Origin of the sequence: Streptomyces sp. NPDC006384, from assembly GCF_042870695.1 — a bacterium.
In the GTDB taxonomy this organism is placed as follows: Bacteria; Actinomycetota; Actinomycetes; order Streptomycetales; family Streptomycetaceae; genus Streptomyces.
Genome location: NZ_JBIAHR010000006.1, coordinates 70,002 through 94,637 on the forward strand (window position 1 = coordinate 70,002; position 24,636 = coordinate 94,637).

22 protein-coding genes are annotated in these 24,636 nt (G+C 73.0%); 2 read left to right on the forward strand and 20 right to left on the reverse strand.

Annotated elements, in window-relative coordinates:
* Window positions 1-2: 2 nt before the first annotated feature.
* Both ACFYOJ_RS09550 and fmt read right to left on the reverse strand, forming a co-directional pair.
* Window positions 3-1,430: a transcription antitermination factor NusB gene (locus ACFYOJ_RS09550; RefSeq protein ID WP_356556876.1), complete on the reverse strand. Its 1,428-nt coding sequence runs from the start codon at window positions 1,428-1,430 to the stop codon at window positions 3-5.
* A gap of 73 nt (window positions 1,431-1,503) precedes the next feature.
* Window positions 1,504-2,436: a methionyl-tRNA formyltransferase gene (fmt, locus tag ACFYOJ_RS09555; RefSeq protein ID WP_356556877.1), complete on the reverse strand. Its 933-nt coding sequence runs from the start codon at window positions 2,434-2,436 to the stop codon at window positions 1,504-1,506.
* Between the two features lie 335 nt (window positions 2,437-2,771).
* On the opposite strand from fmt, the gene ACFYOJ_RS09560 reads away from it, so the two are divergent.
* Window positions 2,772-3,320: a hypothetical protein gene (locus ACFYOJ_RS09560; protein ID WP_356556878.1), complete on the forward strand. Its 549-nt coding sequence runs from the start codon at window positions 2,772-2,774 to the stop codon at window positions 3,318-3,320.
* Between the two features lie 234 nt (window positions 3,321-3,554).
* On the opposite strand, the gene ACFYOJ_RS09565 is transcribed toward ACFYOJ_RS09560, so the two are convergent.
* From ACFYOJ_RS09565 to pyrR, 14 genes are all read right to left on the reverse strand, one after another.
* On the reverse strand, window positions 3,555-5,705 hold the full coding sequence (locus tag ACFYOJ_RS09565; RefSeq protein WP_356556879.1) for a primosomal protein N': 2,151 nt from the start codon (window positions 5,703-5,705) through the stop codon (window positions 3,555-3,557).
* Between the two features lie 159 nt (window positions 5,706-5,864).
* The gene (gene metK / locus ACFYOJ_RS09570) at window positions 5,865-7,073 is read right to left on the reverse strand and encodes a methionine adenosyltransferase (protein ID WP_356556880.1); all 1,209 of its coding nucleotides are present in this window, start codon (window positions 7,071-7,073) and stop codon (window positions 5,865-5,867) included.
* Window positions 7,074-7,313: 240 nt separating this feature from the next.
* Entirely contained in the window at window positions 7,314-8,516 is a 1,203-nt protein-coding gene (gene coaBC, locus ACFYOJ_RS09575) for a bifunctional phosphopantothenoylcysteine decarboxylase/phosphopantothenate--cysteine ligase CoaBC (RefSeq protein ID WP_356556881.1), read from the reverse strand.
* Window positions 8,517-8,629: 113 nt separating this feature from the next.
* The gene (gene rpoZ / locus ACFYOJ_RS09580; RefSeq protein ID WP_003977348.1) at window positions 8,630-8,902 is read right to left on the reverse strand and encodes a DNA-directed RNA polymerase subunit omega; all 273 of its coding nucleotides are present in this window, start codon (window positions 8,900-8,902) and stop codon (window positions 8,630-8,632) included.
* A 69-nt stretch (window positions 8,903-8,971) separates the two neighbouring features.
* Complete coding sequence (gene gmk / locus ACFYOJ_RS09585; RefSeq protein WP_356556882.1) at window positions 8,972-9,565, reverse strand: guanylate kinase; 594 nt, start codon at window positions 9,563-9,565, stop codon at window positions 8,972-8,974.
* Window positions 9,566-9,602: 37 nt separating this feature from the next.
* Complete coding sequence (locus ACFYOJ_RS09590; RefSeq protein ID WP_003977346.1) at window positions 9,603-9,926, reverse strand: integration host factor; 324 nt, start codon at window positions 9,924-9,926, stop codon at window positions 9,603-9,605.
* A 256-nt stretch (window positions 9,927-10,182) separates the two neighbouring features.
* Window positions 10,183-11,028: an orotidine-5'-phosphate decarboxylase gene (gene pyrF, locus ACFYOJ_RS09595; RefSeq protein ID WP_356556883.1), complete on the reverse strand. Its 846-nt coding sequence runs from the start codon at window positions 11,026-11,028 to the stop codon at window positions 10,183-10,185.
* Window positions 11,025-12,131, reverse strand: a complete 1,107-nt coding sequence (locus ACFYOJ_RS09600) for a quinone-dependent dihydroorotate dehydrogenase (protein ID WP_356556884.1) — start codon at window positions 12,129-12,131, stop codon at window positions 11,025-11,027. The genes pyrF and ACFYOJ_RS09600 overlap by 4 nt, the downstream gene beginning before the upstream one ends.
* 84 nt (window positions 12,132-12,215) lie before the next feature.
* Window positions 12,216-15,524 (reverse strand): carbamoyl-phosphate synthase large subunit, encoded by a 3,309-nt coding sequence (gene carB, locus ACFYOJ_RS09605; RefSeq protein WP_356556885.1) that lies wholly within the window; start codon window positions 15,522-15,524, stop codon window positions 12,216-12,218.
* Window positions 15,517-16,659: a glutamine-hydrolyzing carbamoyl-phosphate synthase small subunit gene (carA, locus tag ACFYOJ_RS09610; protein WP_356556886.1), complete on the reverse strand. Its 1,143-nt coding sequence runs from the start codon at window positions 16,657-16,659 to the stop codon at window positions 15,517-15,519. Before carA ends, carB begins: the two co-directional genes overlap by 8 nt.
* Window positions 16,656-17,222, reverse strand: a complete 567-nt coding sequence (locus ACFYOJ_RS09615) for a hypothetical protein (RefSeq protein WP_356556887.1) — start codon at window positions 17,220-17,222, stop codon at window positions 16,656-16,658. Before ACFYOJ_RS09615 ends, carA begins: the two co-directional genes overlap by 4 nt.
* Window positions 17,219-18,505 (reverse strand): dihydroorotase, encoded by a 1,287-nt coding sequence (locus tag ACFYOJ_RS09620; RefSeq protein WP_356556888.1) that lies wholly within the window; start codon window positions 18,503-18,505, stop codon window positions 17,219-17,221. The genes ACFYOJ_RS09615 and ACFYOJ_RS09620 overlap by 4 nt, the downstream gene beginning before the upstream one ends.
* 4 nt (window positions 18,506-18,509) lie before the next feature.
* Window positions 18,510-19,541: an aspartate carbamoyltransferase catalytic subunit gene (locus tag ACFYOJ_RS09625; RefSeq protein ID WP_356556889.1), complete on the reverse strand. Its 1,032-nt coding sequence runs from the start codon at window positions 19,539-19,541 to the stop codon at window positions 18,510-18,512.
* Window positions 19,542-19,655: 114 nt separating this feature from the next.
* Window positions 19,656-20,249, reverse strand: coding sequence for a bifunctional pyr operon transcriptional regulator/uracil phosphoribosyltransferase PyrR (gene pyrR / locus ACFYOJ_RS09630; protein WP_356556890.1), 594 nt, complete (start codon window positions 20,247-20,249; stop codon window positions 19,656-19,658).
* A gap of 297 nt (window positions 20,250-20,546) precedes the next feature.
* Between pyrR and bldD the strand changes: the two genes are divergently transcribed.
* The gene (bldD, locus tag ACFYOJ_RS09635; protein WP_356556891.1) at window positions 20,547-21,050 is read left to right on the forward strand and encodes a transcriptional regulator BldD; all 504 of its coding nucleotides are present in this window, start codon (window positions 20,547-20,549) and stop codon (window positions 21,048-21,050) included.
* A 326-nt stretch (window positions 21,051-21,376) separates the two neighbouring features.
* Here bldD and nusB read toward each other — a convergent pair whose 3' ends face one another.
* The 4 genes from nusB to ACFYOJ_RS09655 form a co-directional block, all read right to left on the reverse strand.
* A complete protein-coding gene (nusB, locus tag ACFYOJ_RS09640) occupies window positions 21,377-21,811 on the reverse strand; it encodes a transcription antitermination factor NusB (RefSeq protein ID WP_356554047.1) in 435 nt (144 codons plus the stop codon).
* 2 nt (window positions 21,812-21,813) lie between these two features.
* Entirely contained in the window at window positions 21,814-22,380 is a 567-nt protein-coding gene (gene efp / locus ACFYOJ_RS09645; RefSeq protein WP_356554045.1) for an elongation factor P, read from the reverse strand.
* Window positions 22,381-22,448: 68 nt separating this feature from the next.
* A complete protein-coding gene (locus ACFYOJ_RS09650; RefSeq protein WP_356554043.1) occupies window positions 22,449-23,555 on the reverse strand; it encodes an aminopeptidase P family protein in 1,107 nt (368 codons plus the stop codon).
* Window positions 23,556-23,742: 187 nt separating this feature from the next.
* Window positions 23,743-24,591: a Pro-rich N-terminal domain-containing protein gene (locus ACFYOJ_RS09655; RefSeq protein WP_356554041.1), complete on the reverse strand. Its 849-nt coding sequence runs from the start codon at window positions 24,589-24,591 to the stop codon at window positions 23,743-23,745.
* Window positions 24,592-24,636 lie beyond the last annotated feature (45 nt).

Consider the following 24,636-nt stretch of genomic DNA (forward strand, 5'->3'; position numbering starts at 1 on the left):
CGTCAGGCGGTGCGGCGGATCAGGGCGAGGTACATGGCGTCCGTGCCGTGGAGGTGGGGCCAGAGCTGGATGTCGGGGCCCTCGCCGAGATGGGGGACGCCGGGGAGGAGGGGGCGGGCGTCGAGGAGTTCGGTGTCCGGGTGCTGCTTGAGCACGTCGGCGACGACCGCCCGGGTCTCGGCGAGGTGCGGCGAGCAGGTGGCGTATCCGACGACGCCGCCGACCCGGACGGCCTCGAGGGCGCTGCGCAGCAGCCCGCGCTGGAGCGGGGCGAAGCCGTCCAGGTCCTCGGGACGGCGCCGCCAGCGCGCCTCGGGGCGGCGGCGCAGGGCGCCCAGGCCGGTGCAGGGCACGTCGACCAGGACGCGGTCGAAGCTGCCGGGCCGCCACGGCGGGCGCGTCCCGTCGGCGGCGATCACCTGGTACGGGCCGGAGTTGCCGTCCAGCGCCCTGGCGACCAGCCCCGCCCGGTGCGGCTGCTTCTCGGAGGCGAGCAGGAAGGCGCCGCGCTCGGCGGCCAGCGCGCCGAGCAGCGCCGCCTTGCCGCCGGGCCCCGCGCAGCCGTCCAGCCAGCGCCGGTCGGGCCCGTCCAGGGGCGCGCCCGCCAGGGCCAGCGCGACGAGCTGACTGCCCTCGTCCTGCACGCCCGCCCGGTTCTCCCGGACGGCCTCGACGGCCCCGGGTTCGCCGCCCTCGCTCAGCCGCACCGCGTACGGCGACCAGCGCCCCGGTACGGCCGCCTTCTCCTCGAGCAGCTCCCCGGTCGTGGCCCGTCCGGGCCGGGCGACCAGCGTGACCTCGGGCCGCTCGTTGTCGGCGGCCAGCAGTTCCTCGATGCCGGCCCGGCCGCCGCCGAGCGAGTCCCACAGCGCGGAGACGACCCAGCGCGGGTGCGAGTGGACGACGGCGAGGTGCTCCTCGGGGTCCTCGTCGTAGGGCGGGGCGACCCGCTCCAGCCAGCCGTCGAGATCGTCCTGCGCGATCCTGCGCAGCACGGCGTTGACGAACTTGGCCCGTCCGTCGCCGAGCACCACGCGCGCCAGCTCGACGGAGGCGGACACGGCCGCGTGGGTCGGGATGCGCGTCCCGAGCAGCTGGTGCGCGCCCAGGCTCAGCACGTCCAGCACCGGCGGGTCGACCTCCCGCAGCGGCCGGTCCACGCAGGCCGCGATGATCGCGTCGTACGTCCCCTGCCGGCGCAGCGTCCCGTACACCAGCTCGGTGGCGAGGGCCGCGTCCCGGGCGTCGAACTTCTCGGGGCCTTCGCTCTCCCGCGCCTTGCGCAGCAGCGGCGGCAGCACGAGGTTGGCGTAGGCGTCCCGTTCGTCCACGGCCCTGAGCGCCTCGAAGGCGAGGATGCGGACGGGGTCCTTCCGGGGCCTGCGGTACGGCTTGCCGGGCTTGCGGGGACGACGGGGCTGCTCGTTCACGAAAAGGTGCTCCGGGTGTGGGATGAAGTGCGGTGACCAGCGTACGTCGGGCCGGTGACCGGTGACGCCGGGGTCAGGCGCCCAGCAGCTCGCCCTCGGCGATCCGCACCCCGCGCGCCCAGTCCGCGCCCCGCATCGGCTTCTTGCCCTGCGGCTGCACCCACAGCAGCTCCACGGCGTGCGAGCCGGTGCCGGCGTACACGTTGTTCTTGCCGGCCGCGAGCTGTCCGGGGGCGAGGTCGGTGCGGTCGGGCACGGGCGCGGCCTGCACCAGCTTGAGCCGCTCGCCGCGGAACGTGGTCCAGGCGCCGGGCGCCGGGGTGCAGCCGCGGACCACGCGGTCGACGCGCAGTGCCGGGGCGGTCCAGTCGATCCGGGCGTCCTCGACGGTGATCTTCGGCGCGAGGGTGACGCCCTCGGCGGGCTGCGGCACGGCTTTCAGGCTGCCGTCCTCGATGCCGTCCATGGTGGCCGCGAGCAGTCCGGCGCCGGCGAAGGCGAGCCGGGTCAGCAGGTCTCCGCTGGTGTCGGTGGGGCGGACGGTCTCGGTGACCGTCCCGAAGACGGGCCCGGAGTCGAGTCCCTCCTCGATGAGGAAGGTGGACGCCCCGGTGATCTCGTCGCCGGCCATCAGCGCGTGCTGCACGGGCGCGGCACCGCGCCAGGCGGGCAGCAGCGAGAAGTGCAGGTTGACCCATCCGTGGACCGGCACGTCCAGGGCCACGCGGGGCAGCAGGGCGCCGTAGGCGACGACCGGGCAGCAGTCGGGGGCGATCTCGCGCAGCCGCGCCAGGAAGTCGGGGTCGCGGGGCTTCGCGGGCTTGAGCACCTCGATCCCGGCCTCCTCCGCCCGCTCGGCCACCGGGGAGGCGACCAGCCGCCGCCCGCGTCCGGCCGGGGCGTCGGGACGGGTGACCACGGCGGCCACCTCGTGGCGCTCGGAGGCGATCAGGGCGTCCAGGGCGGGAACGGCGACCTCGGGGGTACCGGCGAAGACCAGCTTCATGGGTGGGACGGGCCTCTCGGGCGGGGGCGGATGCGGGCGACGCACCAGTCTACGAGCCCGAAGACGCCCGGCGGCCGACGGCGGTGCGCGCACCCCGCGGCAGGCCCCGGCCTCCCGGCCGGCGGAAACGGGCGGTGCGAGGGCGTGCGGGGGCGGGAGAGGAGTACCGGGGACGAGGACCCAGGCGCGCATCCCACCAGGAGGGGCGCACACATGCCCTCACGCCCCCATCCCGTGACCAGCGGAGCGCCCACGCGTTGGTCAAGGAAGAGTTGACCACACAGGGCCGCGCGCGCGACCCGATTCCTTTCAACGCCGGTTCGAGAGGCTTGTTCATGGCCGACCACGCAACCCACGACGCCCAGGCTCGGGCCAGCCTGCACTTGCTGGTGCGGGACATCGAGCGGGTCCGCCGGCAGGTGGACGCACTGCGCACCCTCACCGCCCAGCTGGGCAACGTCTACCGTCCGCGCCGTTCCGGCCCGTCCACGGGCTTCGTCGTCTACGGACGCGCCCCCGCACCGACGGTCCGTCTCGCCCAGGAGCTGCGGGACAGCGTCGAGACCCTGGTCACGGCCGCCGTGGACTTCGACCGCTCGCTCGGCTTCTCGTGGGACGCGGTGGGCTCCGCGCTCGGCGTCACCAAGCAGGCGGTGCACCGGCGTTACGGCTCCCGCCGGGCCGCCGCCCAGGCCGCGGCCGCGGAGATCCCCGAGCGCGCGCCGGAGCCCATGGGCACGGGCACGCGGACGGTGAGCGCCGACGTGCCGGCCGTGCCCACGGTCCCCGCGGCCCGCTCCATGCCGACCCAGCCGACGGCGGGAAGCCCGTCCCTGCGGGAGGACCCCAGGCCGACGGCCTTCCCGGGCTCACGCAACGGCTGACGACCCGGCCCGCTCTCCCGGGGACCTGCGGGAAGGCCCGCCGCCTCCGCGCCGCGCCAGGACACAGGGCCCGCGGCTTCCCCGATTCCCCGCGACAACTGGTCCGTCCCCGCCCTCCCGGTGATCTCCGGGAGGGCGCCTCTCTTCCCGGACACCCCCGCGTGCCGGGCCGGGCGGCTCCGGCCTCCCCTGCACCGGCGGGACGGCCGCGGCCCTCACCCGAGGCCACGGCCCTCACCCGATGTCGAGCGGATCGATCCGCACCCACACCGGTACGTCGTTCCCGCGGGCCGTCCGCGCCGCCTGGGCCGCCTTCAGCGCACCGGCCAGCGCCGCCCCGCTCCCCGGCGGCACCCGGATCAACGCCCGCTCCCAGTGCTCCCCCGGCGGCGGCCCGCCCGCCCGGCGCGGGCGCCCCGGCGCCGTGACGGGCAGCGGCACGGGCCCCAGCACCTCGGCCTCGCGCGGCAGCTCCACCGCGCTCAGGAAGCCGGCCACCGCCTCGGGAGGACCGGCCACGGACGCCATCCGCGACACCGGCGGAAAACCCAGCTCGGCCCGCTCGGCCAGCTCCCGCAGCGCATGGCCGACGGGATCCCAGCGCACCAGCGCCTGCACCGGCCGCAGGGTCGGCTCGGCCACCACGACGACGGTGCCGCCGGCGCTCTGCGGACGCACCAGCGCGGCGGCCGCGAGCCAGCGCCGCAACGCGTCCTCACCGGCCCGCAGGTCGGGCCGCCCGAGCATGGCCCAGCCGTCGAGCAGCAGAGCCGCCGCGTACCCGCCCTCGGCGACGGGCTCGGCACCCGGGGTGCTGACGACCAGGGCGGGCGCCCCCGACACGGTGTCCAGCACCTGTTCGCGTCCCGAGGTGCGCACCGGCACCGCGGGGAAGGCCCGGCCGAGCTCCTCGGCGGTGCGGCGCGCCCCGACGACCTGCGCGCGCAGCCGGAAGGCCCCGCACTCCGGGCAGTGCCAGGCGTTCTCCTCGCGTCCGCACCAACCGCAGCGCAGCGCCGGTCCGGACTCCTGCCCCTCCAGCGGCCCGGAGCAGTGCCGGCACCGTGCGGGCGTCCGGCAGGCGGCGCACGCCATCCGGGGCACGTATCCGCGCCGGGGCACCTGCACGAGGACCGGCCCGTGCCGCAGCCCGTCCCTGACGGCCTGCCAGGCCAGGGTGGGCAGCCGGGCGGCCCGGGCCGCCTCGTCCCGCGCCAGGTCCCCGTCGCCCACGGTCCGCACGAGCGGGGCGGCGGCCCGCACCTGCTCGCGGGCGGCTACCAGCGGCCGGGCCCAGCCGGTCTCCACCAGCTGGGCGGCCTCCACGGTGCAGTGCCGGCCGCCCAGCAGGAAGCCGCACCTGTCCTGGGCCGCGCGCAGCAGCAGCACCTCGCGGGCGTGCGGCTGCGGGGCGTGCTGCTCGCTGTGGCTGTCGTCGCCGTCGTCCCACAGGGCGACCAGCCCGAGGTCACGCACCGGGGCGAACATGGCGGCACGGGTCCCGACGACGGCCCGTACGGCTCCGCGGCGCACCGCGAGCCACTGGGCGTACCGCTGCTCGGGGCCGGCGTCGGCGGTGAGCACCGCGTGCCGTCCCTCGCCGAGCAGGGCGGTCAGCGCGGCGTCCGCCCGGGCGACCGCCCTGCCGTCCGGCAGCACGGCGAGCGCGCCCCGGCCGGAGGCCAGCGTGGCCGCCACGGCACGCGCCAGCTCCTCGCTCCAGGCCGGTCCGGGCAGCGCGTTCCACACCGCGCGCGGCGCCCCGCCCGAGGCCAGGGCCGCGAGGAACTCCGGTCCCTGCCCGTACCGCTCCCAGGAGCCGGGGGCGGGCACCGGCGGCGGGGGCAGGGGGGCGGGTGAGGGCCGCTTCTCCGCCCTCGCGTTGCGCGGCGGCACGGCGAGCTGCAGGACGTCGGCGAGGCTGCCCGCGTACCGGTCGGCGACGGCCCGCGCGAGACCGAGCAGCTCCGGGTCGAGCACCGGTTCGGGCGAGACGACCTGGGCCAGCGCGGCCAGCGGGCCCGCGTAGTCGGACTCCGCGCGCCGCTCGATCAGGAAGCCGTCGACGAGGCCGCCGCCCTCGCGGCGTCCCTCCCGCACCCGGTGCCGGCCGGCGCCGAACCGCACCCGCACCCGCACGCCCGGCCGGGCCTCGGCGTCCAGTTCCTCGGGGACGGCGTAGTCGAAGTACCGGTCGAGGTGGAGGACGCCCTTGTCGACCAGCACCCGGGCGACGGGCAGCTCCCTGGCCAGCGGGGCGCCGCGCCAGGTCCGCGGCTTGGCCCGCGGCGTCTTCGCCCTGCGCACGCTCTCCCGGATGAGCGCGAGCTGTTCGGGCGGCGCGTCGCCCGCGCCACCGCCCGCCGGTCCGTTCTCGCTGCTCACGCCTGCATTCTTACCAAAGGCCACTGACAACCGGCGGCCCGCCCGGGTGGGCACCGCCTCTCCCGGGGGCGGCCGCGCACGGCCTGCGGACACGCCGGGGCCCGGCGCCCCCAGGGGGACGCCGGGCCTCGTGCCGTGCCTTCGGAGAGGAACCGGACGTTACAGCCCGGCCGCCTCGCGCAGCGCGTCGACGCGGTCGGTGCGCTCCCAGGTGAAGTCCGGCAGCTCACGGCCGAAGTGGCCGTAGGCGGCGGTCTGGGCGTAGATCGGGCGGAGCAGGTCGAGGTCGCGGATGATCGCGGCCGGACGGAGGTCGAAGACCTCGTCGATGGCCTTCTCGATCTTCTCCGCGTCGATCTTGGCGGTGCCGAAGGTCTCCACGAACAGACCGACCGGCTCGGCCTTGCCGATCGCGTACGCGACCTGCACCTCGCAGCGGGAGGCGAGCCCGGCGGCGACGACGTTCTTGGCGACCCAGCGCATCGCGTACGCGGCCGAGCGGTCCACCTTGGACGGGTCCTTGCCGGAGAAGGCGCCGCCGCCGTGGCGGGCCATGCCGCCGTAGGTGTCGATGATGATCTTGCGGCCGGTCAGGCCGGCGTCGCCCATCGGGCCGCCGATCTCGAAGCGGCCGGTCGGGTTGACCAGGAGACGGTAGTTCTCCGTGTCGAGCTTGATGCCGTCGTCGAGCAGCGCCTTCAGCTCCGGCTCGACGACGAACTCCTTGATGTCGGGCGCGAGCAGCGACTCCAGGTCGATGTCGCTCGCGTGCTGCGAGGAGACGACGACCGTGTCGAGGCGGACGGCCTTGTCGCCGTCGTACTCGATGGTGACCTGGGTCTTGCCGTCGGGGCGCAGGTAGGGGATGGTGCCGTTCTTGCGGACCTCGGACAGGCGCTTGGACAGGCGGTGCGCGAGGAAGACCGGGAGCGGCATCAGGGTCGGGGTCTCGTCGGACGCGTAGCCGAACATCAGGCCCTGGTCGCCCGCGCCCTGCCGGTCCAGTTCGTCGTCGTCGCCCTCGACCCGGGACTCGTACGCCGTGTCGACGCCCTGCGCGATGTCCGGGGACTGCGCGCCGATCGAGACGGACACGCCGCAGGAGGCGCCGTCGAAGCCCTTCTTCGAGGAGTCGTAGCCGATCTCCAGGATCTTGCCGCGCACCAGCGTGGGGATGTCCGCGTACGCCTTGGTGGTGACCTCGCCGGCCACGTGCACCAGGCCGGTGGTGATCAGCGTTTCGACGGCGACCCGGGACGCCGGGTCCTCGCGCAGAAGCGCGTCGAGAATGGTGTCGCTGATCTGGTCAGCGATCTTGTCGGGGTGGCCCTCGGTCACGGACTCCGAGGTGAACAGGCGACGGGACACAACGCTCCCTGGGGTTGCAGCGGCTGCTGGCTGATCATTGGTGGACGGCACGGGGAGCTGCACCCGGCGACGTCCGAGAACAGTTTATCGGTCGCACTCGGCCGCGGACTCACCCGTCTCAGCTCTCGGAAGGGCTGTGACCTGCGGCACGGGCATTCTGCACAATGCGGAGGGCCGTTGGCCAGGCACGCCACGCCCGATCGCGCGGTGGCCACGGGCGCCGGGGGCCGGACGGGGCATTCAGCCGAGCCGTTCCGCCACGAGGTCCCACACCGTTTCGGCCAGGGCCTCCTTCGGGCCGTGCGCCACCGGGGTCTCGCTGCCGTCGGCGCCGAGGACCACGGCCTCGTTCTCCTCGGAGCCGAAGGTCCTGCGTTCTCCGACCTCGTTCACCACGAGGAGGTCGCAGCCCTTGCGCTTCAGCTTGGCCCGGCCGTTGGCGAGGACGTCGTCCGTCTCGGCGGCGAAGCCGACGACGATCTGCCCGGGGCGGGCCCGGCCGGCGGAGATCTCCGCGAGGATGTCCGGGTTGCGGACCAGCGCGATCGGCTCGGGTTCCCGGCCGTCCTTCTTCTTGATCTTCCCGGTGGCGTACGTCGCCGGCCGGAAGTCGGCGACCGCGGCGGCCATGACGACGGCGTCGGCGTCCGCCGCCGCGCGCAGCACGGCCTCGCGCAGTTCCACGGCGGTGCCCACCGGGACGACGTCCACGCCGGCCGGGTCGGGCAGTGCCGCGTTGGCCGCGATCAGCGTGACGCGGGCGCCCCGGGCGGCGGCGGTGCGGGCGAGGGCGTAGCCCTGCTTGCCCGAGGAGCGGTTGCCGAGGAAGCGGACGGGGTCGAGGGGCTCGCGGGTGCCGCCGGCGCTGACGACGACGTGCCGTCCGGCGAGGTCGGGCTCGGTGACGCCGCGGGCGAGCACCCGGCGGCAGACCTCGAAGATCTCCCCCGGGTCGGGGAGGCGGCCCTTGCCGGTGTCGACGCCGGTGAGGCGGCCGACGGCCGGTTCGATCACGACGGCGCCGCGGCGGCGCAGGGTCGCCACGTTCTCCCGGGTGGCCGGGTGCTCCCACATCTCGGTGTGCATGGCGGGGGCGAAGACGACCGGGCAGCGGGCCGTGAGCAGGGTGTTGGTGAGGAGGTCGTCGGCGAGGCCGTGGGCGGCCCTGGCGAGCGTGTCGGCGGTGGCCGGGGCGACGACGACCAGGTCGGCGTGCTGGCCGATGCGCACGTGCGGGACCTGGTGGACGTCGTCCCACACCTCGGTGGAGACGGGGTTGCCGGACAGGGCGGACCAGGTGGCGGCGCCGACGAAGTGCAGCGCGGAGGCGGTCGGGACGACGCGCACCTCGTGTCCCGACTCGGTGAATCTGCGCAGCAGCTCGCACGCCTTGTAGGCGGCGATCCCGCCGCTGACCCCCAGAACGACCTTGGGCTTGTCCACCGTCTCTCCCGACCTCGGTATGCGTAGGCCCCCATCACACACCACAGGCCCGGCAGTCGGACCGCCGGGCCTGTGGAAAAGTCAGCTTCAGGCTGAAAATGCTACTGCTGGCACTACTGTGCCGGGCCCTCGATGGCCTCGGACGTCAGCAGACCCGCGTTGATCTCGCGCAGGGCGATCGAGAGCGGCTTCTCGTGGACGTGGGTGTCGACGAGGGGACCGACGTACTCGAGGAGGCCCTCGCCGAGCTGCGAGTAGTACGCGTTGATCTGGCGGGCCCGCTTGGCCGCGTAGATCACGAGGCTGTACTTCGAGTCCGTGGCCTCGAGGAGCTCGTCGATCGGCGGGTTGATGATGCCCTCGGGCGCGGAGATGGAAGAGGACACGCTCTACCTTCCGATGGATGGGAAAGAATCAGTCGGGTCGATCGGCCGGGCTCGCTGGACCTGGCGCGATCACACGACGTTCGTCAAGGCTAGCAGCTCGCGCGCCACGTCCTCGACGGAGGTGTTGACGAGGGTCTCGTCGAACTCCGGCTCGGCCGCCAGCTCGACCCTGGCCGCGGCGAGGCGGCGCTCGATCACCTCCGGCGGTTCGGTGCCGCGGCCGGTGAGCCTGCGCACCAGCTCCTCCCAGGAGGGCGGGGCCAGGAACACCAGCTGGGCCTCCGGCATGGAGGCGCGGACCTGCCGTGCGCCCTGGAGGTCGATCTCCAGCAGCACCGGCTCACCGGCCTCCAGGCGCTCCAGCACGGCGGCGCGGGGTGTGCCGTAGCGGTTGCCCGCGAACTCGGCCCACTCCAGCAGCTCGCCGTTGGCGATCAGCTTGTCCATCTCCTCGTCGGTGACGAAGAAGTAGTGGACGCCGTGCTGCTCGCCGGGGCGCGGCTTCCGTGTCGTCGCCGACACGGAGAGCCAGACCTCGGGGTGTTCCTTGCGCATATGGGCGACGACCGTGCTCTTGCCGACCCCCGAGGGGCCGGAGAGCACGGTCAGCCGCGGACGAGCGTCCGGGGGTGCGGGGGACGTCCCCCGGGGTGTTGCAGCCATGCGGCGATTATTCCAGCAATCGCGCGGTGCCCGGGACTCAGGAGCCCGTGCTGCCGAACTCACGCTCCAGGGATGCGATCTGGTTGGAACCCAGACCCCGCACGCGGCGGCTCTCGGAGATGCCGAGCCGCTCCATGATCTGCTTGGCGCGGACCTTGCCCACGCCCGGCAGGGACTCGAGGAGGGCGGAGACCTTCATCTTGCCGATGACGTCGTTCTCCTGGCCCTGCTTGATGACCTCGTGGAGGGAGGCGCCGGAGTGCTTGAGTCGATTCTTGACCTCGGCCCGCTCCCGGCGAGCCGCGGCGGCCTTTTCGAGCGCGGCTGCGCGCTGTTCAGGGGTAAGGGGCGGAAGAGCCACGCCTACGTCACCTCGGATGTCGAACTGTCGGATACGGACCGGTGAGGAACCTAGTCGCCCCACACCTGGGGAGCCACGAGCAACACACGCGCCCGGTCCCCCCGCCGCCCTGAGGGGCGCGGGGGCTGCTCCCACTCGACGGAGACTAGCGGTCGATGCCGCCAGAGTCAGCGAGAACAGCGGAAAAGTCCAGGTCAGCATCTATCAGGCCGGACATTTAGGGCAAAATTCCTCGCTTTGGGGAGTGGTTTCGGGCTCAGGACGCCGCGACCGCGCTCCGGATCTCCTCGGCGAAGCGGTCGGCGGCCGTCCGCAGCGCCCCGATGTCGGGGCCGTGACGAAGAACACCCCGGCTGACGTTCGGCACCACGTTGCGCACGGCGTCCCCGAAGACCCGCGGGAGGTCCGCGGGGGTGGCCCCCTGGGCGCCGATGCCGGGAGCCAGCAGCGGTCCGCCGATGGCCAGGTCGTAGGAGGACAGGTCGCCGAGGGTGGCGCCGACCACCGCGCCGAAGGAGCCGAGGGGCCGCTCCCCCTCGTTCTCGGCGGCCAGGTGCGCCAGCATCGTCGCGCCGACGCCGCGCCCGTCGGCGCGCACCGCGTGCTGCACCTCGCCGCCCTCCGGGTTGGAGGTCAGCGCCAGCACGAACAGGCCGGTGCCGTTCTCGCGCGCCAGGTCGACGGCCGGCTTCAGGGAGCCGTAACCGAGGTACGGGGAGACGGTCAGCGCGTCCGAGAACAGCGGGGCGCCCCGGCGCAGGAAGGACTCGGCGTAGGCGGCCATGGTGGAGCCGATGTCGCCGCGCTTGGCGTCCATGACGACCAGCGCGCCGGCCTCCCGGGCCTCCTGCACCGACTTCTCCAGGACGGCGACGCCGCGCGAGCCGAAGCGCTCGAAGAAGGCGCTCTGCGGCTTGAGCACGGCGACGCGGCCGGCCACGGCCTCGACGACGGTGCGGCTGAAGCGCTCCAGGCCCGCCACGTCGTCGTTCAGGCCCCAGTCGGCGAGCAGCGAGGCGTGCGGGTCGATGCCGACGCACAGCGGGCCGCGTTCGTCCATGGCACGGCGCAGGCGTGCGCCGAAGGGCTCGGGGACCGTCATGCGTTCTTCCTCACGTCGGCGCCGACCGCGTCGGCGAGGGTGGCGTACGGGCTCTGCCGCAGACGGGCGGCGAGCCCCCGGTGGATGGCGCGGGCCCAGAAGGGACCCTCGTAGATGAAGGCGCTGTAGCCCTGGACCAGCGTGGCGCCGGCCAGGATGCGCTGCCAGGCGTCCTCGGCGCTCTCGATGCCGCCGACGCCGACCAGGGTGATCCGGTCGCCCACGCGCGCGTACAGGCGGCGCAGCACCTCCAGGGAGCGCGCCTTGAGGGGGGCGCCGGAGAGGCCGCCGGTCTCCTGGACCAGGGCGGGCGCCGAGCGCAGGCCGAGGCCTTCGCGGGCGATGGTCGTGTTGGTGGCGATGATGCCGTCCAGACCGAGCTCGACGGCGAGGTCCGCCACCGCGTCGACATCCTCGTCGGCGAGGTCGGGCGCGATCTTGACCAGCAGGGGCACGCGCCGGGCGGGCACGGCCCGGTCGGCGGCCTCGCGGACGGCGCCGAGCAGGGGGCGCAGGGCCTCGGTGGCCTGGAGGTTGCGCAGGCCGGGGGTGTTGGGCGAGGAGACGTTGACGACCAGGTAGTCGGCGTACGGGGCCAGCCGTTCGGCCGACTTCACGTAGTCGCCGACGGCCTCCTCCTCCGGGACGACCTTGGTCTTGCCGATGTTGACGCCGACGACGGTCCGGAAGACCGGGTTGCGGGAGGCCAGGCGGGCGGCGACGACGCGGGAGCCGTCGTTGTTGAAGCCCATGCGGTTGATCAGCGCCCGGTCGGCCACCAGCCGGAACAGCCGCTTCCTGGGGTTGCCGGGCTGCGGCTCCCCCGTCACGGTGCCGATCTCGACGTGGTCGAAGCCGAGCATGGCCATGCCGTCGACGGCGACCGCGTTCTTGTCGAAGCCGGCGGCGAGCCCGAAGGGGCCGTGCATGCGCAGGCCCAGGGCCTCGGTGCGCAGCTCCTTGTGGCGGGGGGCGAGCACGGCGGCGGCGAAGGTGCGCAGCACGGGCACGCGGGCGGCGAGACGGATCCAGCCGAAGGCGAGGTGGTGGGCCTTCTCCGGGTCCATCCGGGAGAAGAACAGCTTGAAGAAGATCTTGTACATGTGTCCTCGTAGGGCGTCATGCGGGGCTCATGGCCAGGGCTCATGAAGAGGGGGACACCGTTTCCGGTGTCCCCCTCGGGGCTGCTAGTCGCGGGCCGCGGTCAGGAACGCCGCGTGTTCCTGCAGTGAGCGGACCCCCACGTCGCCGCGGTTGAGGGCGTCGATGCCCTGGACCGCCGCCGCGAGCGCCTGGACCGTGGTCAGGCACGGGACGGACCGGGCCACGGCCGCCGTACGGATGTCGTAGCCGTCGAGGCGGCCGCCGGTGCCGTACGGGGTGTTGACGATGAGGTCGACCTCGCCGTCGTGGATGAGCTGGACGATGGTCTTCTCGCCGTTCGGACCGGTGCCCTCGGACTGCTTGCGCACGACCGTGGCGTTGATGCCGTTGCGCTTGAGGACCTCGGCGGTGCCGGAGGTGGCGAGCAGCTCGAAGCCGTGGGCGACCAGCTCGCGCGCCGGGAAGATCATCGAGCGCTTGTCGCGGTTGGCGACCGAGATGAACGCCCGGCCCTTGGTCGGCAGCGGCCCGTAGGCGCCGGCCTGCGACTTGGCGTAGGCCGTGCCGAAGACGGAGTCGATGCCCATGACCTCGCCGGTGGAGCGCATCTCCGGGCCGAGGACCGTGTCGACGCCGCGGCCGTGGATGTCCCGGAAGCGGGACCACGGCATCACGGCCTCCTTGACGGAGATCGGCGCGTCCAGCGGCAGCTCGCCGCCGTCGCCGTTGGCCGGGAGCAGGCCCTCGGCGCGCAGCTCGGCGATGGTGGCGCCGAGCGAGATGCGGGCGGCGGCCTTGGCCAGCGGCACCGCGGTCGCCTTCGAGGTGAAGGGGACGGTGCGCGAGGCGCGCGGGTTGGCCTCCAGGACGTAGAGGATGTCCCCGGCCAGCGCGAACTGGATGTTGATCAGGCCGCGCACGCCGACGCCCTTGGCGATGCCCTCGGTGGAGGCGCGCAGCCGCTTGATGTCGAAACCGCCCAGCGTGATCGGGGGCAGGGCGCACGCCGAGTCGCCGGAGTGGATGCCGGCCTCCTCGATGTGCTCCATGACGCCGCCGAGGTACAGCTCCTCGCCGTCGTACAGGGCGTCGACGTCGATCTCGATGGCGTCGTCGAGGAAGCGGTCGACCAGGACCGGCCGGGAGGGGCTGATCTCGGTCGACTCGGCGATGTAGGACTCCAGGCGGGTCTCGTCGTAGACGATCTCCATGCCGCGCCCGCCGAGGACGTAGGAGGGCCGGACGAGGACCGGGTAGCCGATCTCGTCGGCGATGGCCTTGGCCTCGGCGAAGGTGGTGGCGGTGCCGTGCTTGGGGGCGGGCAGGCCCGCCTCCTTGAGAACCTGGCCGAAGGCGCCGCGGTCCTCGGCGGCGTGGATGGCCTCCGGGGAGGTGCCGACGATGGGCACGCCGTTGTCCTTGAGCGCCTGGGACAGGCCCAGCGGGGTCTGGCCGCCGAGCTGGACGATCACGCCCGCGACCGGGCCGGCCTGCTGCTCGGCGTGGACGATCTCCAGGACGTCCTCCAGCGTGAGCGGCTCGAAGTACAGCCGGTCGGAGGTGTCGTAGTCGGTGGAGACGGTCTCCGGGTTGCAGTTGACCATCACGGTCTCGTACCCGGCGTCGCTGAGCGCGAAGGATGCGTGGACGCAGGAGTAGTCGAACTCGATGCCCTGGCCGATGCGGTTCGGGCCGGAGCCCAGGATGATCACCGCGGGCTTCTCGCGCGGCGCGACCTCGGTCTCCTCGTCGTAGGAGGAGTAGAAGTACGGCGTCTTCGCGGCGAACTCGGCGGCGCAGGTGTCGACCGTCTTGTAGACCGGGCGGATGCCCAGCGCGTGCCGGACCTCGCGGACGACGTCCTCGCGCAGGCCGCGGATCTCGCCGATCTGCTGGTCGGAGAAGCCGTGCCGCTTGGCCTCGGCGAGCAGGTCGGCGGTCAGCTCGGGCGCCTCGGCCAGCTCGTCGGCGGTCTCCTTGATGAGGAAGAGCTGGTCGACGAACCAGGGGTCGATCTTCGTGTACGCGAAGACCTCCTCGGGGGTGGCGCCCGCGCGGATGGCCTGCATGACGGTGTTGATCCGGCCGTCGGTGGGCCGGACGGACTCCTCCAGCAGCGTCTTCTTGTCGCCCGGCTCGCCGACGAAGGTGAACTGGCTGCCCTTCTTCTCCAGCGAGCGCAGCGCCTTCTGGAAGGCCTCGGTGAAGTTGCGGCCGATGGCCATGGCCTCGCCGACCGACTTCATGGTGGTGGTCAGCGTCGAGTCGGCGCTCGGGAACTTCTCGAAGGCGAACCGCGGGGCCTTGACGACCACGTAGTCGAGCGTCGGCTCGAAGGAGGCCGGGGTCTCCTGCGTGATGTCGTTCGGGATCTCGTCCAGCGTGTAGCCGACGGCCAGCTTGGCGGCGATCTTGGCGATCGGGAAGCCGGTCGCCTTGGAGGCCAGGGCGGAGGAGCGCGACACGCGCGGGTTCATCTCGATGACGATGACCCGGCCGTCCTCGGGGTTCACCGCGAACTGGATGTTGCAGCCGCCGGTGTCGACGCCGACCTCGCGGATGATCGCGATGCCGACGTCGCGCAGCACCTGGTACTCGCGGTCGGTCAGCGTCATCGCGGGCGCGACGGTGATCGAGTCGCCGGTGTGCACGCCCATCGGGTCGAAGTTCTCGATGGAGCAGACGACCACGACGTTGTCGTTCTTGTCGCGCATCAGCTCCAGCTCGTACTCCTTCCAGCCGAGGATGGACTCCTCCAGGAGCACCTCGGTGGTCGGCGAGAGGGTGAGGCCCTGGCCGGCGATGCGGCGCAGCTCCTCCTCGTCGTGGGCGAAACCGGAACCGGCGCCGCCCATGGTGAAGGAGGGGCGCACGACGACCGGGTAACCACCGAGCTCCTCGACGCCCTTGAGGACGTCGTCCATGGAGTGGCAGATGTAGGACCGGGCGGACTCGCCGTGGCCGATCTTCCTGCGGACCTCCTCGACGACCTCCTTGAACAGGTCGCGGTCCTCGCCCTTGTGGATCGCCTGCACGTTGGCGCCGATCAGCTCGACGCCGTACTTCTCCAGGACGCCGTTCTCGTGCAGCGAGATGGCGGTGTTGAGCGCCGTCTGGCCGCCCAGGGTGGGCAGCAGGGCGTCGGGGCGCTCCTTGGCGATGATCTTCTCGACGAACTCGGGGGTGATCGGTTCGACGTAGGTGGCGTCGGCGATCTCCGGGTCGGTCATGATCGTCGCCGGGTTGGAGTTCACCAGGACGACGCGCAGGCCCTCGGCCTTGAGCACGCGGCACGCCTGGGTGCCGGAGTAGTCGAACTCGGCGGCCTGGCCGATGACGATCGGGCCGGAGCCGATGACCAGGACGGACTGGATATCGGTGCGCTTAGGCACGCTGGCCCTCCATCAGGGAAACGAAGCGGTCGAACAGGTACGCGGCGTCGTGCGGACCGGCTGCCGCTTCGGGGTGGTACTGGACGCTGAAGGCCGGCTTGTCGAGAAGCCGGAGGCCCTCCACCACGTTGTCGTTGAGGCAGACGTGGGAGACCTCGGCGCGGCCGTAGGGGGTGTCGGAGACCTTGTCGAGCGGGGCGTCGACGGCGAATCCGTGGTTGTGCGCGGTGACCTCGACCTTGCCGGTCGTGCGGTCCTGCACGGGCTGGTTGATGCCGCGGTGGCCGTACTTCAGCTTGAAGGTGCCGAAGCCGAGCGCGCGGCCCAGGATCTGGTTGCCGAAGCAGATGCCGAACAGCGGGGTGTCCCGCTCCAGGACCGCCTGCATCAGGGCGACGGGGTGGTCGGCGGTGGACGGGTCGCCGGGGCCGTTGGAGAAGAACACGCCGTCGGGGTTGACGGCGTAGACGTCCTCGACGCTCGCGGTGGCCGGCAGGACGTGCACCTCGATGCCGCGCTCGGCCATGCGGTGCGGGGTCATGCCCTTGATGCCGAGGTCGATCGCGGCGACGGTGAACTTCTTCTCGCCGATCGCCGGGACGACGTACGGCTCGGTGGTGGCGACCTCGGCGGAGAGGTCGGCGCCGCTCATCTCGGGGGCCTGGCGGACCTCGGCGAGCATGGTGCCCTCGTCGGGCAGCGCGTTGCCGGAGAAGATGCCGACGCGCATGGCGCCGCGCTCGCGCAGGTGCCGGGTGAGGGCGCGGGTGTCGATGCCGGAGATGCCGACGACGCCCTGGGCGGCGAGCTCCTCGTCCAGCGTGCGCGTCGAGCGCCAGCTGGAGGGCACGCGGGCGGGGTCGCGCACGACGTAGCCGGAGACCCAGATCTTCCTGGACTCCATGTCCTCGTCGTTGACGCCGGTGTTGCCCACGTGCGGGGCGGTCATCACGACGACCTGGCGGTGGTACGACGGGTCGGTGAGGGTCTCCTGGTAGCCGGTCATGCCGGTGGAGAACACGGCTTCGCCGAACGTGGCCCCCACGGCCCCGTAGGCGCGGCCGCGGAAGACCCGGCCGTCCTCCAGGACGAGTACGGCGGGAGTCCGGTGGGCTCCCCTGGTGGAGGTCGTCATCGTGCGCCTTCCGTTTCCGTCTTGTTGATCATGTCGTTCAGAATCTCGACCCACTCGTTGTGCTCGGCCGCGTGGTCGGAGCGGAAACCGGAGTCGATCAGTTTGCCGCCGTGCTCCCAGGTGACGACCAGCAGGCCGCCCTCGGTGAGCACCTTGCCGGCGATGCCCTTGTCGAGCCGGGCCTCGCGCAGTGCGGCGGCGGGGACGAAGAAGTCGTCCGCGCCGGGGCGTACGACGTCCAGTCCCTCGTCCGTCAGCGTGAGCTCGGCCCGGCTGCGGGTGCCCAGTCCGTGCGCCACGATGCGGTCCAGCCACTGCCCGGCGGTGGTGGAGCCGTGGTAGCGGCCGCTCATCGTCAGTCTCGCCGGACCGGGGGCGTCCGGCGCGCCGGGCAGCCCGGGCAGGTCGCCCTGGAGGGTGCCGCGCCACTTCCAGCCCTCGCGCATCAGCCAGTAGACGAGCGCGACGAACAGGGCGAGGCCGACGACCCAGCCGATGCGGGCCGCCCAGTCGGTCACTTCCGCCGATTCCTTCCCGGCGGCCAGCAGGATTACAGGTGTCACGTGAGCTTCCCGTCGACGAGCGTCGCCTTGCCCCGCAGCCACGTGTGCGTCACACGGCCCGGCAGCTCACGCCCCTCGTACGGAGTGTTGCGGCTGCGCGAGGCGAAGCCCGCGGGGTCCACCCGGCCACGGTATGCCGTGTCGACGAGGGTGAGGTTGGCGGGCTCACCAGCCGAGACGGGACGGCCGTGTCCGGTGGCCTGTCCGATCTGCGCGGGCTTGAAGGACATCCGGTCGGCGACGCCGGCCCAGTCCAGCAGGCCCGTGTCCACCATGGTCTCCTGCACCACCGACAGCGCGGTCTCCAGGCCGACCATGCCCATGGCGGCGGCGGCCCACTCGCAGTCCTTGTCCTCGTGCGGGTGCGGGGCGTGGTCGGTGGCGACGATGTCGATCGTGCCGTCGGCGAGCGCCTCGCGCAGGGCCATGACGTCACGCTCGGTGCGCAGCGGCGGGTTGACCTTGTAGACCGGGTTGTACGACCGCACCAGCTCGTCGGTGAGGAGCAGGTGGTGCGGGGTGACCTCGGCGGTGACGGCGATGCCGCGGGACTTGGCCCAGCGGACGATCTCGACGCTGCCGGCGGTCGACAGGTGGCAGATGTGGACGCGGGAGCCGACGTGCTCGGCGAGCAGCACGTCCCGCGCAATGATCGACTCCTCGGCGACGGCCGGCCAGCCCCCGAGACCCAGCTCGGCGGAGACGACGCCCTCGTTCATCTGGGCGCCCTCGGTGAGCCGCGGCTCCTGGGCGTGCTGGGCGACGACGCCGCCGAAGGCCTTCACGTACTCCAGCGCCCGGCGCATGATCACGGCGTCGTGGACGCACTTGCCGTCGTCGGAGAAGACGGTGACGCCGGCCGCGGAGTCGTGCATGGCGCCCAGCTCGGCGAGCTTGGCGCCCTCCAGGCCGACGGTGACGGCGCCGATGGGCTGCACGTCGCAGTAGCCGGACTCCTGGCCGAGCCGCCAGACCTGCTCGACGACACCGGCGGTGTCGGCGACCGGGAAGGTGTTGGCCATGGCGAAGACGCTGGTGTAGCCGCCACTCGCCGCCGCGCGGGTGCCGGTCAGGACGGTCTCGGAGTCCTCGCGGCCGGGCTCGCGCAGGTGGGTGTGGAGGTCGACCAGGCCGGGCAGCAGCACCTTGCCGTCCGCCTCGATCACCTCGGCGCCCTCGGCGCTCAGGCCCGTGCCCACCTCGGCGATGACGGCGCCGTCGATCAGCACGTCCTGCGGCTCGCCGCCGAGCACCTTCGCACCGCGGATCAGGGTCTTGCTCATCTTCTTACTTCTCCTCGGTGGTGCGGAGTTCAGAGGTGGGCGCGGAGCGCCTCGTTGTCGGGGTGGTGGTGGGCGACGGGTGGGCGACGGCGGGCTCGGCGCCGCCGAGCAGCAGGTACAGGACGGCCATCCGGACGGAGACGCCGTTGGTGACCTGCTCGACGACGGTGCAGCGGTCGGAGTCGGCGACCTCGGCGGTGATCTCCATGCCGCGGACCATCGGGCCGGGGTGCATCACGATGGCGTGCTCGGGCATCTTCGCCATGCGGTCGCCGTCCAGGCCGTAGCGGCGGGAGTACTCGCGCTCGGTCGGGAAGAAGGCGGCGTTCATGCGTTCGCGCTGCACGCGCAGCATCATCACCGCGTCGGACTTCGGCAGGGTGGAGTCGAGGTCGTAGGAGACCTCGCAGGGCCAGGTCTCGACGCCGACCGGCAGCAGAGTGGGCGGGGCGACGAGGGTGACCTGGGCGCCGAGGGTGTGCAGCAGGTCGACGTTGGAGCGGGCGACGCGGCTGTGCAGCACGTCGCCGACCAGGGTGATGCGGCGGCCGTCCAGGTCCTTGCCGAGGCCGGCGTCGGGGCCGACCAGGCGGCGGCGCATGGTGAAGGCGTCCAGCAGGGCCTGTGTCGGGTGCTGATGGGTGCCGTCGCCGGCGTTGATGACGTGCGCGTCGATCCAGCCCGAGGTGGCCAGGCGGTACGGGGCGCCGGAGGCGCCGTGCCGGATGACGACGGCGTCGACGCCCATCGCCTCCAGGGTCTGTGCGGTGTCCTTGAGGGACTCGCCCTTGGAGACGCTGGAACCCTTGGCGGTGAAGTTGATGACGTCCGCGGACAGGCGCTTCTCGGCGGCCTCGAAGGAGATCCGGGTCCGCGTCGAGTCCTCGAAGAAGAGGTTGACGACGGTCCGGCCGCGCAGGGTCGGCAGTTTCTTGATCGGCCGGTCCGCGACCCGGGCCATCTCCTCGGCGGTGTCGAGGATCAGGACGGCGTCGTCGCGGGTGAGGTCGGCGGCCGAGATGAGATGACGCTGCATCTGTCAGGCTCCGTAAGGCGAGTCATGCGAAAGAGCGGGATAATTCGGGCGGCCTGGGGCGTGCGGGGGCACACCGGGGCGGCGTACGGCAGGGGTGTGCGCGTACGCGTGCGGTCAGGGGTGGGCGCCCGGGGTGTCCTGCTTGGCGCCGAGCAGCACGGTGTCGCGACCGTCCTCCTCGGCGAGCTGGACCTTGACCGTCTCCCGCAGCGACGTGGGGAGGTTCTTGCCGACGTAGTCGGCGCGGATGGGCAGTTCGCGGTGGCCGCGGTCGACGAGGACGGCGAGCTGCACCGCGCGCGGGCGGCCGATGTCGTTCAGCGCGTCGAGGGCGGCGCGGATGGTGCGGCCGGAGAAGAGGACGTCGTCGACGAGGACGACCAGACGGCCGTCGATGCCGTCGCCGGGGATCTCGGTGCGGGCCAGCGCGCGCGGCGGGTGCATGCGCAGGTCGTCGCGGTACATGGTGATGTCGAGCGAGCCGACCGGCATCGTGCGCTCGGTGATCTGCTCCAGCTTGGCGGCGAGCCGACGGGCGAGGAAGACGCCGCGGGTCGGGACGCCGAGGAGCACCACGTCGTCGGCACCCTTGGCGCGTTCGACGATCTCGTGGGCGATGCGGGTCAGCACCCGGGCGATGTCGGGGCCCTCGAGAACGGGCCGGGCATCGGCGGGCGGATCCTGCCGGGAGTCCTGCTGCTTGTCCATACGAAACGGACCTCCTTCTCCGCCTCACGGGACGGACCTTAAAGGACGTCGGAATTGCGCCGCCTACGTTACCAGGTCACCGGAGCCGCCCGGGACGCACCCTCGACACGCCCCCGTCACTCCCGTGCCGCCCCGGCATCACCCGCCCGCAGCAACGGAGGGCGAATACCACGGAAGCATCGGTGCGGACCATTCGGCTTGACGCGGAAGAGTAACGCTGCGTAACCTCACAGTGAGTTACCAGCCGAGCGGCAGACAACACAGCCGGCCGCGTCGACACCTTGTCCGGGGAGCCATATGTCCAGCGAATACGCCAAACAGCTCGGGGCCAAGCTCCGGGCCATCCGCACCCAGCAGGGCCTTTCCCTCCACGGTGTCGAGGAGAAGTCCCAGGGCCGCTGGAAGGCGGTCGTGGTCGGGTCGTACGAGCGTGGCGACCGCGCCGTGACCGTGCAGCGTCTCGCCGAGCTGGCGGACTTCTACGGCGTTCCCGTGCAGGAGCTGCTGCCGGGCACCACCCCGGGCGGTGCCGCCGAGCCGCCGCCGAAGCTGGTCCTGAACCTGGAGCGGCTGTCCACGGTGCCGGCCGAGAAGGCGGGCCCGCTGCAGCGTTACGCGGCCACGATCCAGTCGCAGCGCGGCGACTACAACGGCAAGGTGCTCTCGATCCGCCAGGACGACCTGCGCACCCTCGCCGTCATCTACGACCAGTCGCCGTCGGTCCTCACCGAGCAGCTGATCAGCTGGGGTGTGCTGGACGCCGACGCGCGCCGCGCGGTGGCCTCCCACGAGGACGCCTGAGCGCACCGCGCTCTGCGCGCAGACAGCAGAAACGTGGGGGGGGGGGGGGGGGGGGGGGGGGGGGGGGGGGGGGGGGGGGGCGGGGGGCGCCGGCGGGGGGGGGGGGGGGGGGGGGGGGGGGCGGGGGCCGGGCGTCCCCCCCCCCCCCCCCCCCCCCCCCCCCCCCCCCCCCCCCCCCCCCCCCCCCGGCCCCCCCCCCCCCCCCCCCCCCCCCCCCCCCCCCCCCCGCGGGCGTTCTGCGGTGCCGGAGTCGGCCCCCGCGTGGAACGCCGGAGGGCCTGTGACACCCTCGCGGGTCGCCACAGGCCCTCCGGCGGCTGTGTCTGTCAGGCCTCGTCACGGCGCAGCGAAGGCTTCAATTCCTTCAGCCGGCCGAGCAGACCGTTGACGAACGCGGGCGACTCGTCCGTGGAGAACTCCTTCGCCAGCTGCACCATCTCGTCGAGGACGACGGCGTCCGGGGTCGCGTCGACCCAGATCAGCTCGTACGCGCCGAGACGCAGGATGTTGCGGTCGACGACCGGCATGCGGTCGAGCGTCCATCCGACCGAGTACTGGGAGATGAGCTCGTCGATGCGCTCGGCGCGCTCGGCGTAGCCCTCGACCAGCTCCATCGTGTACTCGCTCACCGGCGGCTGCCGGGTGTCGGACCGGGAGTGCCGGACCCAGTCGGCGAGGACCGTCAGGACGTCGGCGCCGCGCTGATCGCCCTCGAAGAGGATCTGGAAAGCGCGCTTGCGGGCCGTGTTGCGGGCAGCCACGGTTAGCTGTTCACCCGGCCGAGGTAGTCGCTCGTACGGGTGTCGACCTTGATCTTCTCACCGGTGGTGATGAAGAGCGGGACCTGGATCTGGTGGCCGGTCTCCAGGGTGGCGGGCTTGGTGCCGCCGGTGGAGCGGTCGCCCTGGACACCGGGCTCGGTCTCCTGGACGGTCAGCTCGACGGCGGCCGGCAGCTCGACGAAGAGCACCTCGCCCTCGTGCTGCGCGACGGTCGCCTCGAAGCCCTCGACGAGGAAGTTGGCGGCGTCGCCGACGACCTTGCGGTCGATCATCAGCTGGTCGTAGGTCTCCATGTCCATGAAGACGAAGTAGTCGCCGTCCATGTACGAGAACTGCATGTCGCGCTTGTCGACAGTGGCCGTCTCGACCTTGACGCCGGCGTTGAAGGTCTTGTCGACGACCTTGCCGGAGAGCACGTTCTTGAGCTTGGTGCGCACGAAGGCCGGGCCCTTGCCGGGCTTGACGTGCTGGAACTCGACGACGGACCAGAGCTGGCCGCCTTCGAGCTTGAGCACCATGCCGTTCTTGAGGTCGTTCGTGGAAGCCACGGTTGCGGAATCTCCTGGACTGGACTGACGTGGACGACCCCGGGGCGGTCTGGCGCACAGCGCGAAGGCTAGAGCGCGAGCAGCTCCTTGGTCGTGATGGTGAGTAGCTCGGGTCCGCCGTCCGCCTCGGGGCGCACGACGAGCGTGTCATCGATCCGGACCCCGCCCCGGCCCGGGAGGTGGACCCCCGGTTCGACGGTGACCGGCACACAAGCGTCCAGTTTACCCATGGCCGCGGGGGCCAACTGCGGGTCCTCGTCGTTTTCGAGTCCGACACCGTGACCGGTGAGCGCCGGAAGGTGCTCCGCGTACCCGGCGGAGTCCAGCACCTGACGGGCCGCACGGTCCACGTCACGGCAGGACGCCCCGGGCACGAGAGCCTCCCGGCCGGCCCGCTGGGCGGCGAAGACGAGGTCGTACAGCTCGATCTGCCAGTCGGCCGGCGAGGTGCCGATGACGAAGGTGCGGCCGATCTCGCAGCGGTAGCCGCGGTACGTCGCGCCCAGGCAGACGGAGAGGAAGTCGCCCTCCTCCACCCTGCGGTCGGTGGGCCGGTGCCCGCGCCGGCCGGAGTTCGGGCCGGTGCCGACTGAGGTCGGGAAGGCGGGACCGTCGGCGCCGTGGTCGACCAGGCGGCGCTCCAGCTCCAGGGCGAGGTGCCGCTCGGTACGGCCGACGAGGATGGACTCCAGCAGTTCGCCGAGGGCCTGGTCGGCGATCTCCGCGCCGATGCGCAGGCAGGAGATCTCCTCCTCGTCCTTGACCACGCGCAGTTGCTCGACCGCCTGGCCGAGGTCGCTCAGCCGGAGACCGGGGGCGGCCGAGCTCATGGCCCGGTGCCGGACGACGGTGAGGTGGTGGTCCTCGGTGGCGAGGGTCTCGGCGCCCTGGGCGGCGGCGAGGCCCGCGGCGACGACGGCCGGGTCACCGCCGGGGTCGGTCAGCGCCCGCAGGGACGACGACCCGTCGGGCCTGCCGTCGGTGGAGCGGCCGTCCGGCGGGCCGGCGCACACCAGGAGATCCTCGGTCCGCCCCAGCAGCAGTACGGCACCGCGCGGGGCGGCGCCGGCGAGATAACGCACGTTGGCGGGCCGGGAGACGAGCGCCGCCGCGCTGCCGCCCGCGTTGCAGCGTTCTCGTAGGCGCGTCCGGCGGGCCTCGTACACCTCTGACATGGACCGAGCGTATGGCTCCGCCGGGGGGTGCGCCGCTCGGGTGGGCCGAGTGGGCGGGGCCGGGAGACACGGGGTGCGCCGACGGGGGTGGAGCTTGCTGTTGTGCGGCGGCCGGCCGCCGGTGGGGGTTGCTCGCGCCCCGCGGCGGAGCCGCAGACGGACACAGCCCCGCGCCCCTGCGGGGCGCTCACCAGTTGGGTGGGCTGGCTATGGAGCGGGCGAGGGCCTCGTCCAGGAGGCGGGCCGTTTCCGGGACGTCGAGCTGGGAGTTGTCGATGATCGGGAGACCCGAGCCGTACCAGCCGGCCATGCGGCCGTGGATGCGGGCGACCTCTTCGTCGCTGAGCCGCCGGTTGCCGCTGCGCTCGGCGTTGCGCTCCAGGACGACGTCCAACCCCGGCAGCAGGACGACGGGGAGCAGCCCCGGCCCGACGTGCCGTTTCCAGCCGCCGAGTCCGACGACCGGGCGGTCGGGGAAGACGGCGTCGTCGAGTATGCAGGAGATCCCGTTGGCGAGGAAGTTGCGCGCGGAGAAGCCGCAGGTGCGGCGGGCGAGGCGATACTGCGCCTCGGAGTGCTCGTTCCACCCGGTCTGGGGGTCGGCGAAGCCCGAGCGGACCCATTCGCGCACGTCGTCGAGGCTGATGTGGGCGGTGGGGACCCTGCGGTGCTCCGCCCAGTACTTGGCGACGCTGGTCTTGCCCGCGCCCGCGGGCCCGATGAGCAGGACGGCGAGGGTGGTCGTGGCCGGGTCGGGCGCGGAGGCTGCGGCGCCCGGCGCACCGGGCTCCGCGACGGGGCCGCCGGGCGGCAGCGGCACGTGTCCGGTGCCCTCCGTCGCGGGCGGCGGTGCGGGGGCGTGCCGCGGGGCCGCGGGGTGCGGGGCCCGCATCGGGTACCCCGGTGCCGGGGGCGGCGGCACGGGTGCGGGGCCCTGGTGCGGGCCCGGGTGGTGTGCGGCCGGGGACCAGCCGACGGCCGGTCCGTGCCCCGGCTGGTGGGGCGGCGGCAGCGGAGAACCCACTGCGTGCTGCATCCGGTGCCACTCCGTCTCGTACAGGCGATGGGCGCTTATCGCGGG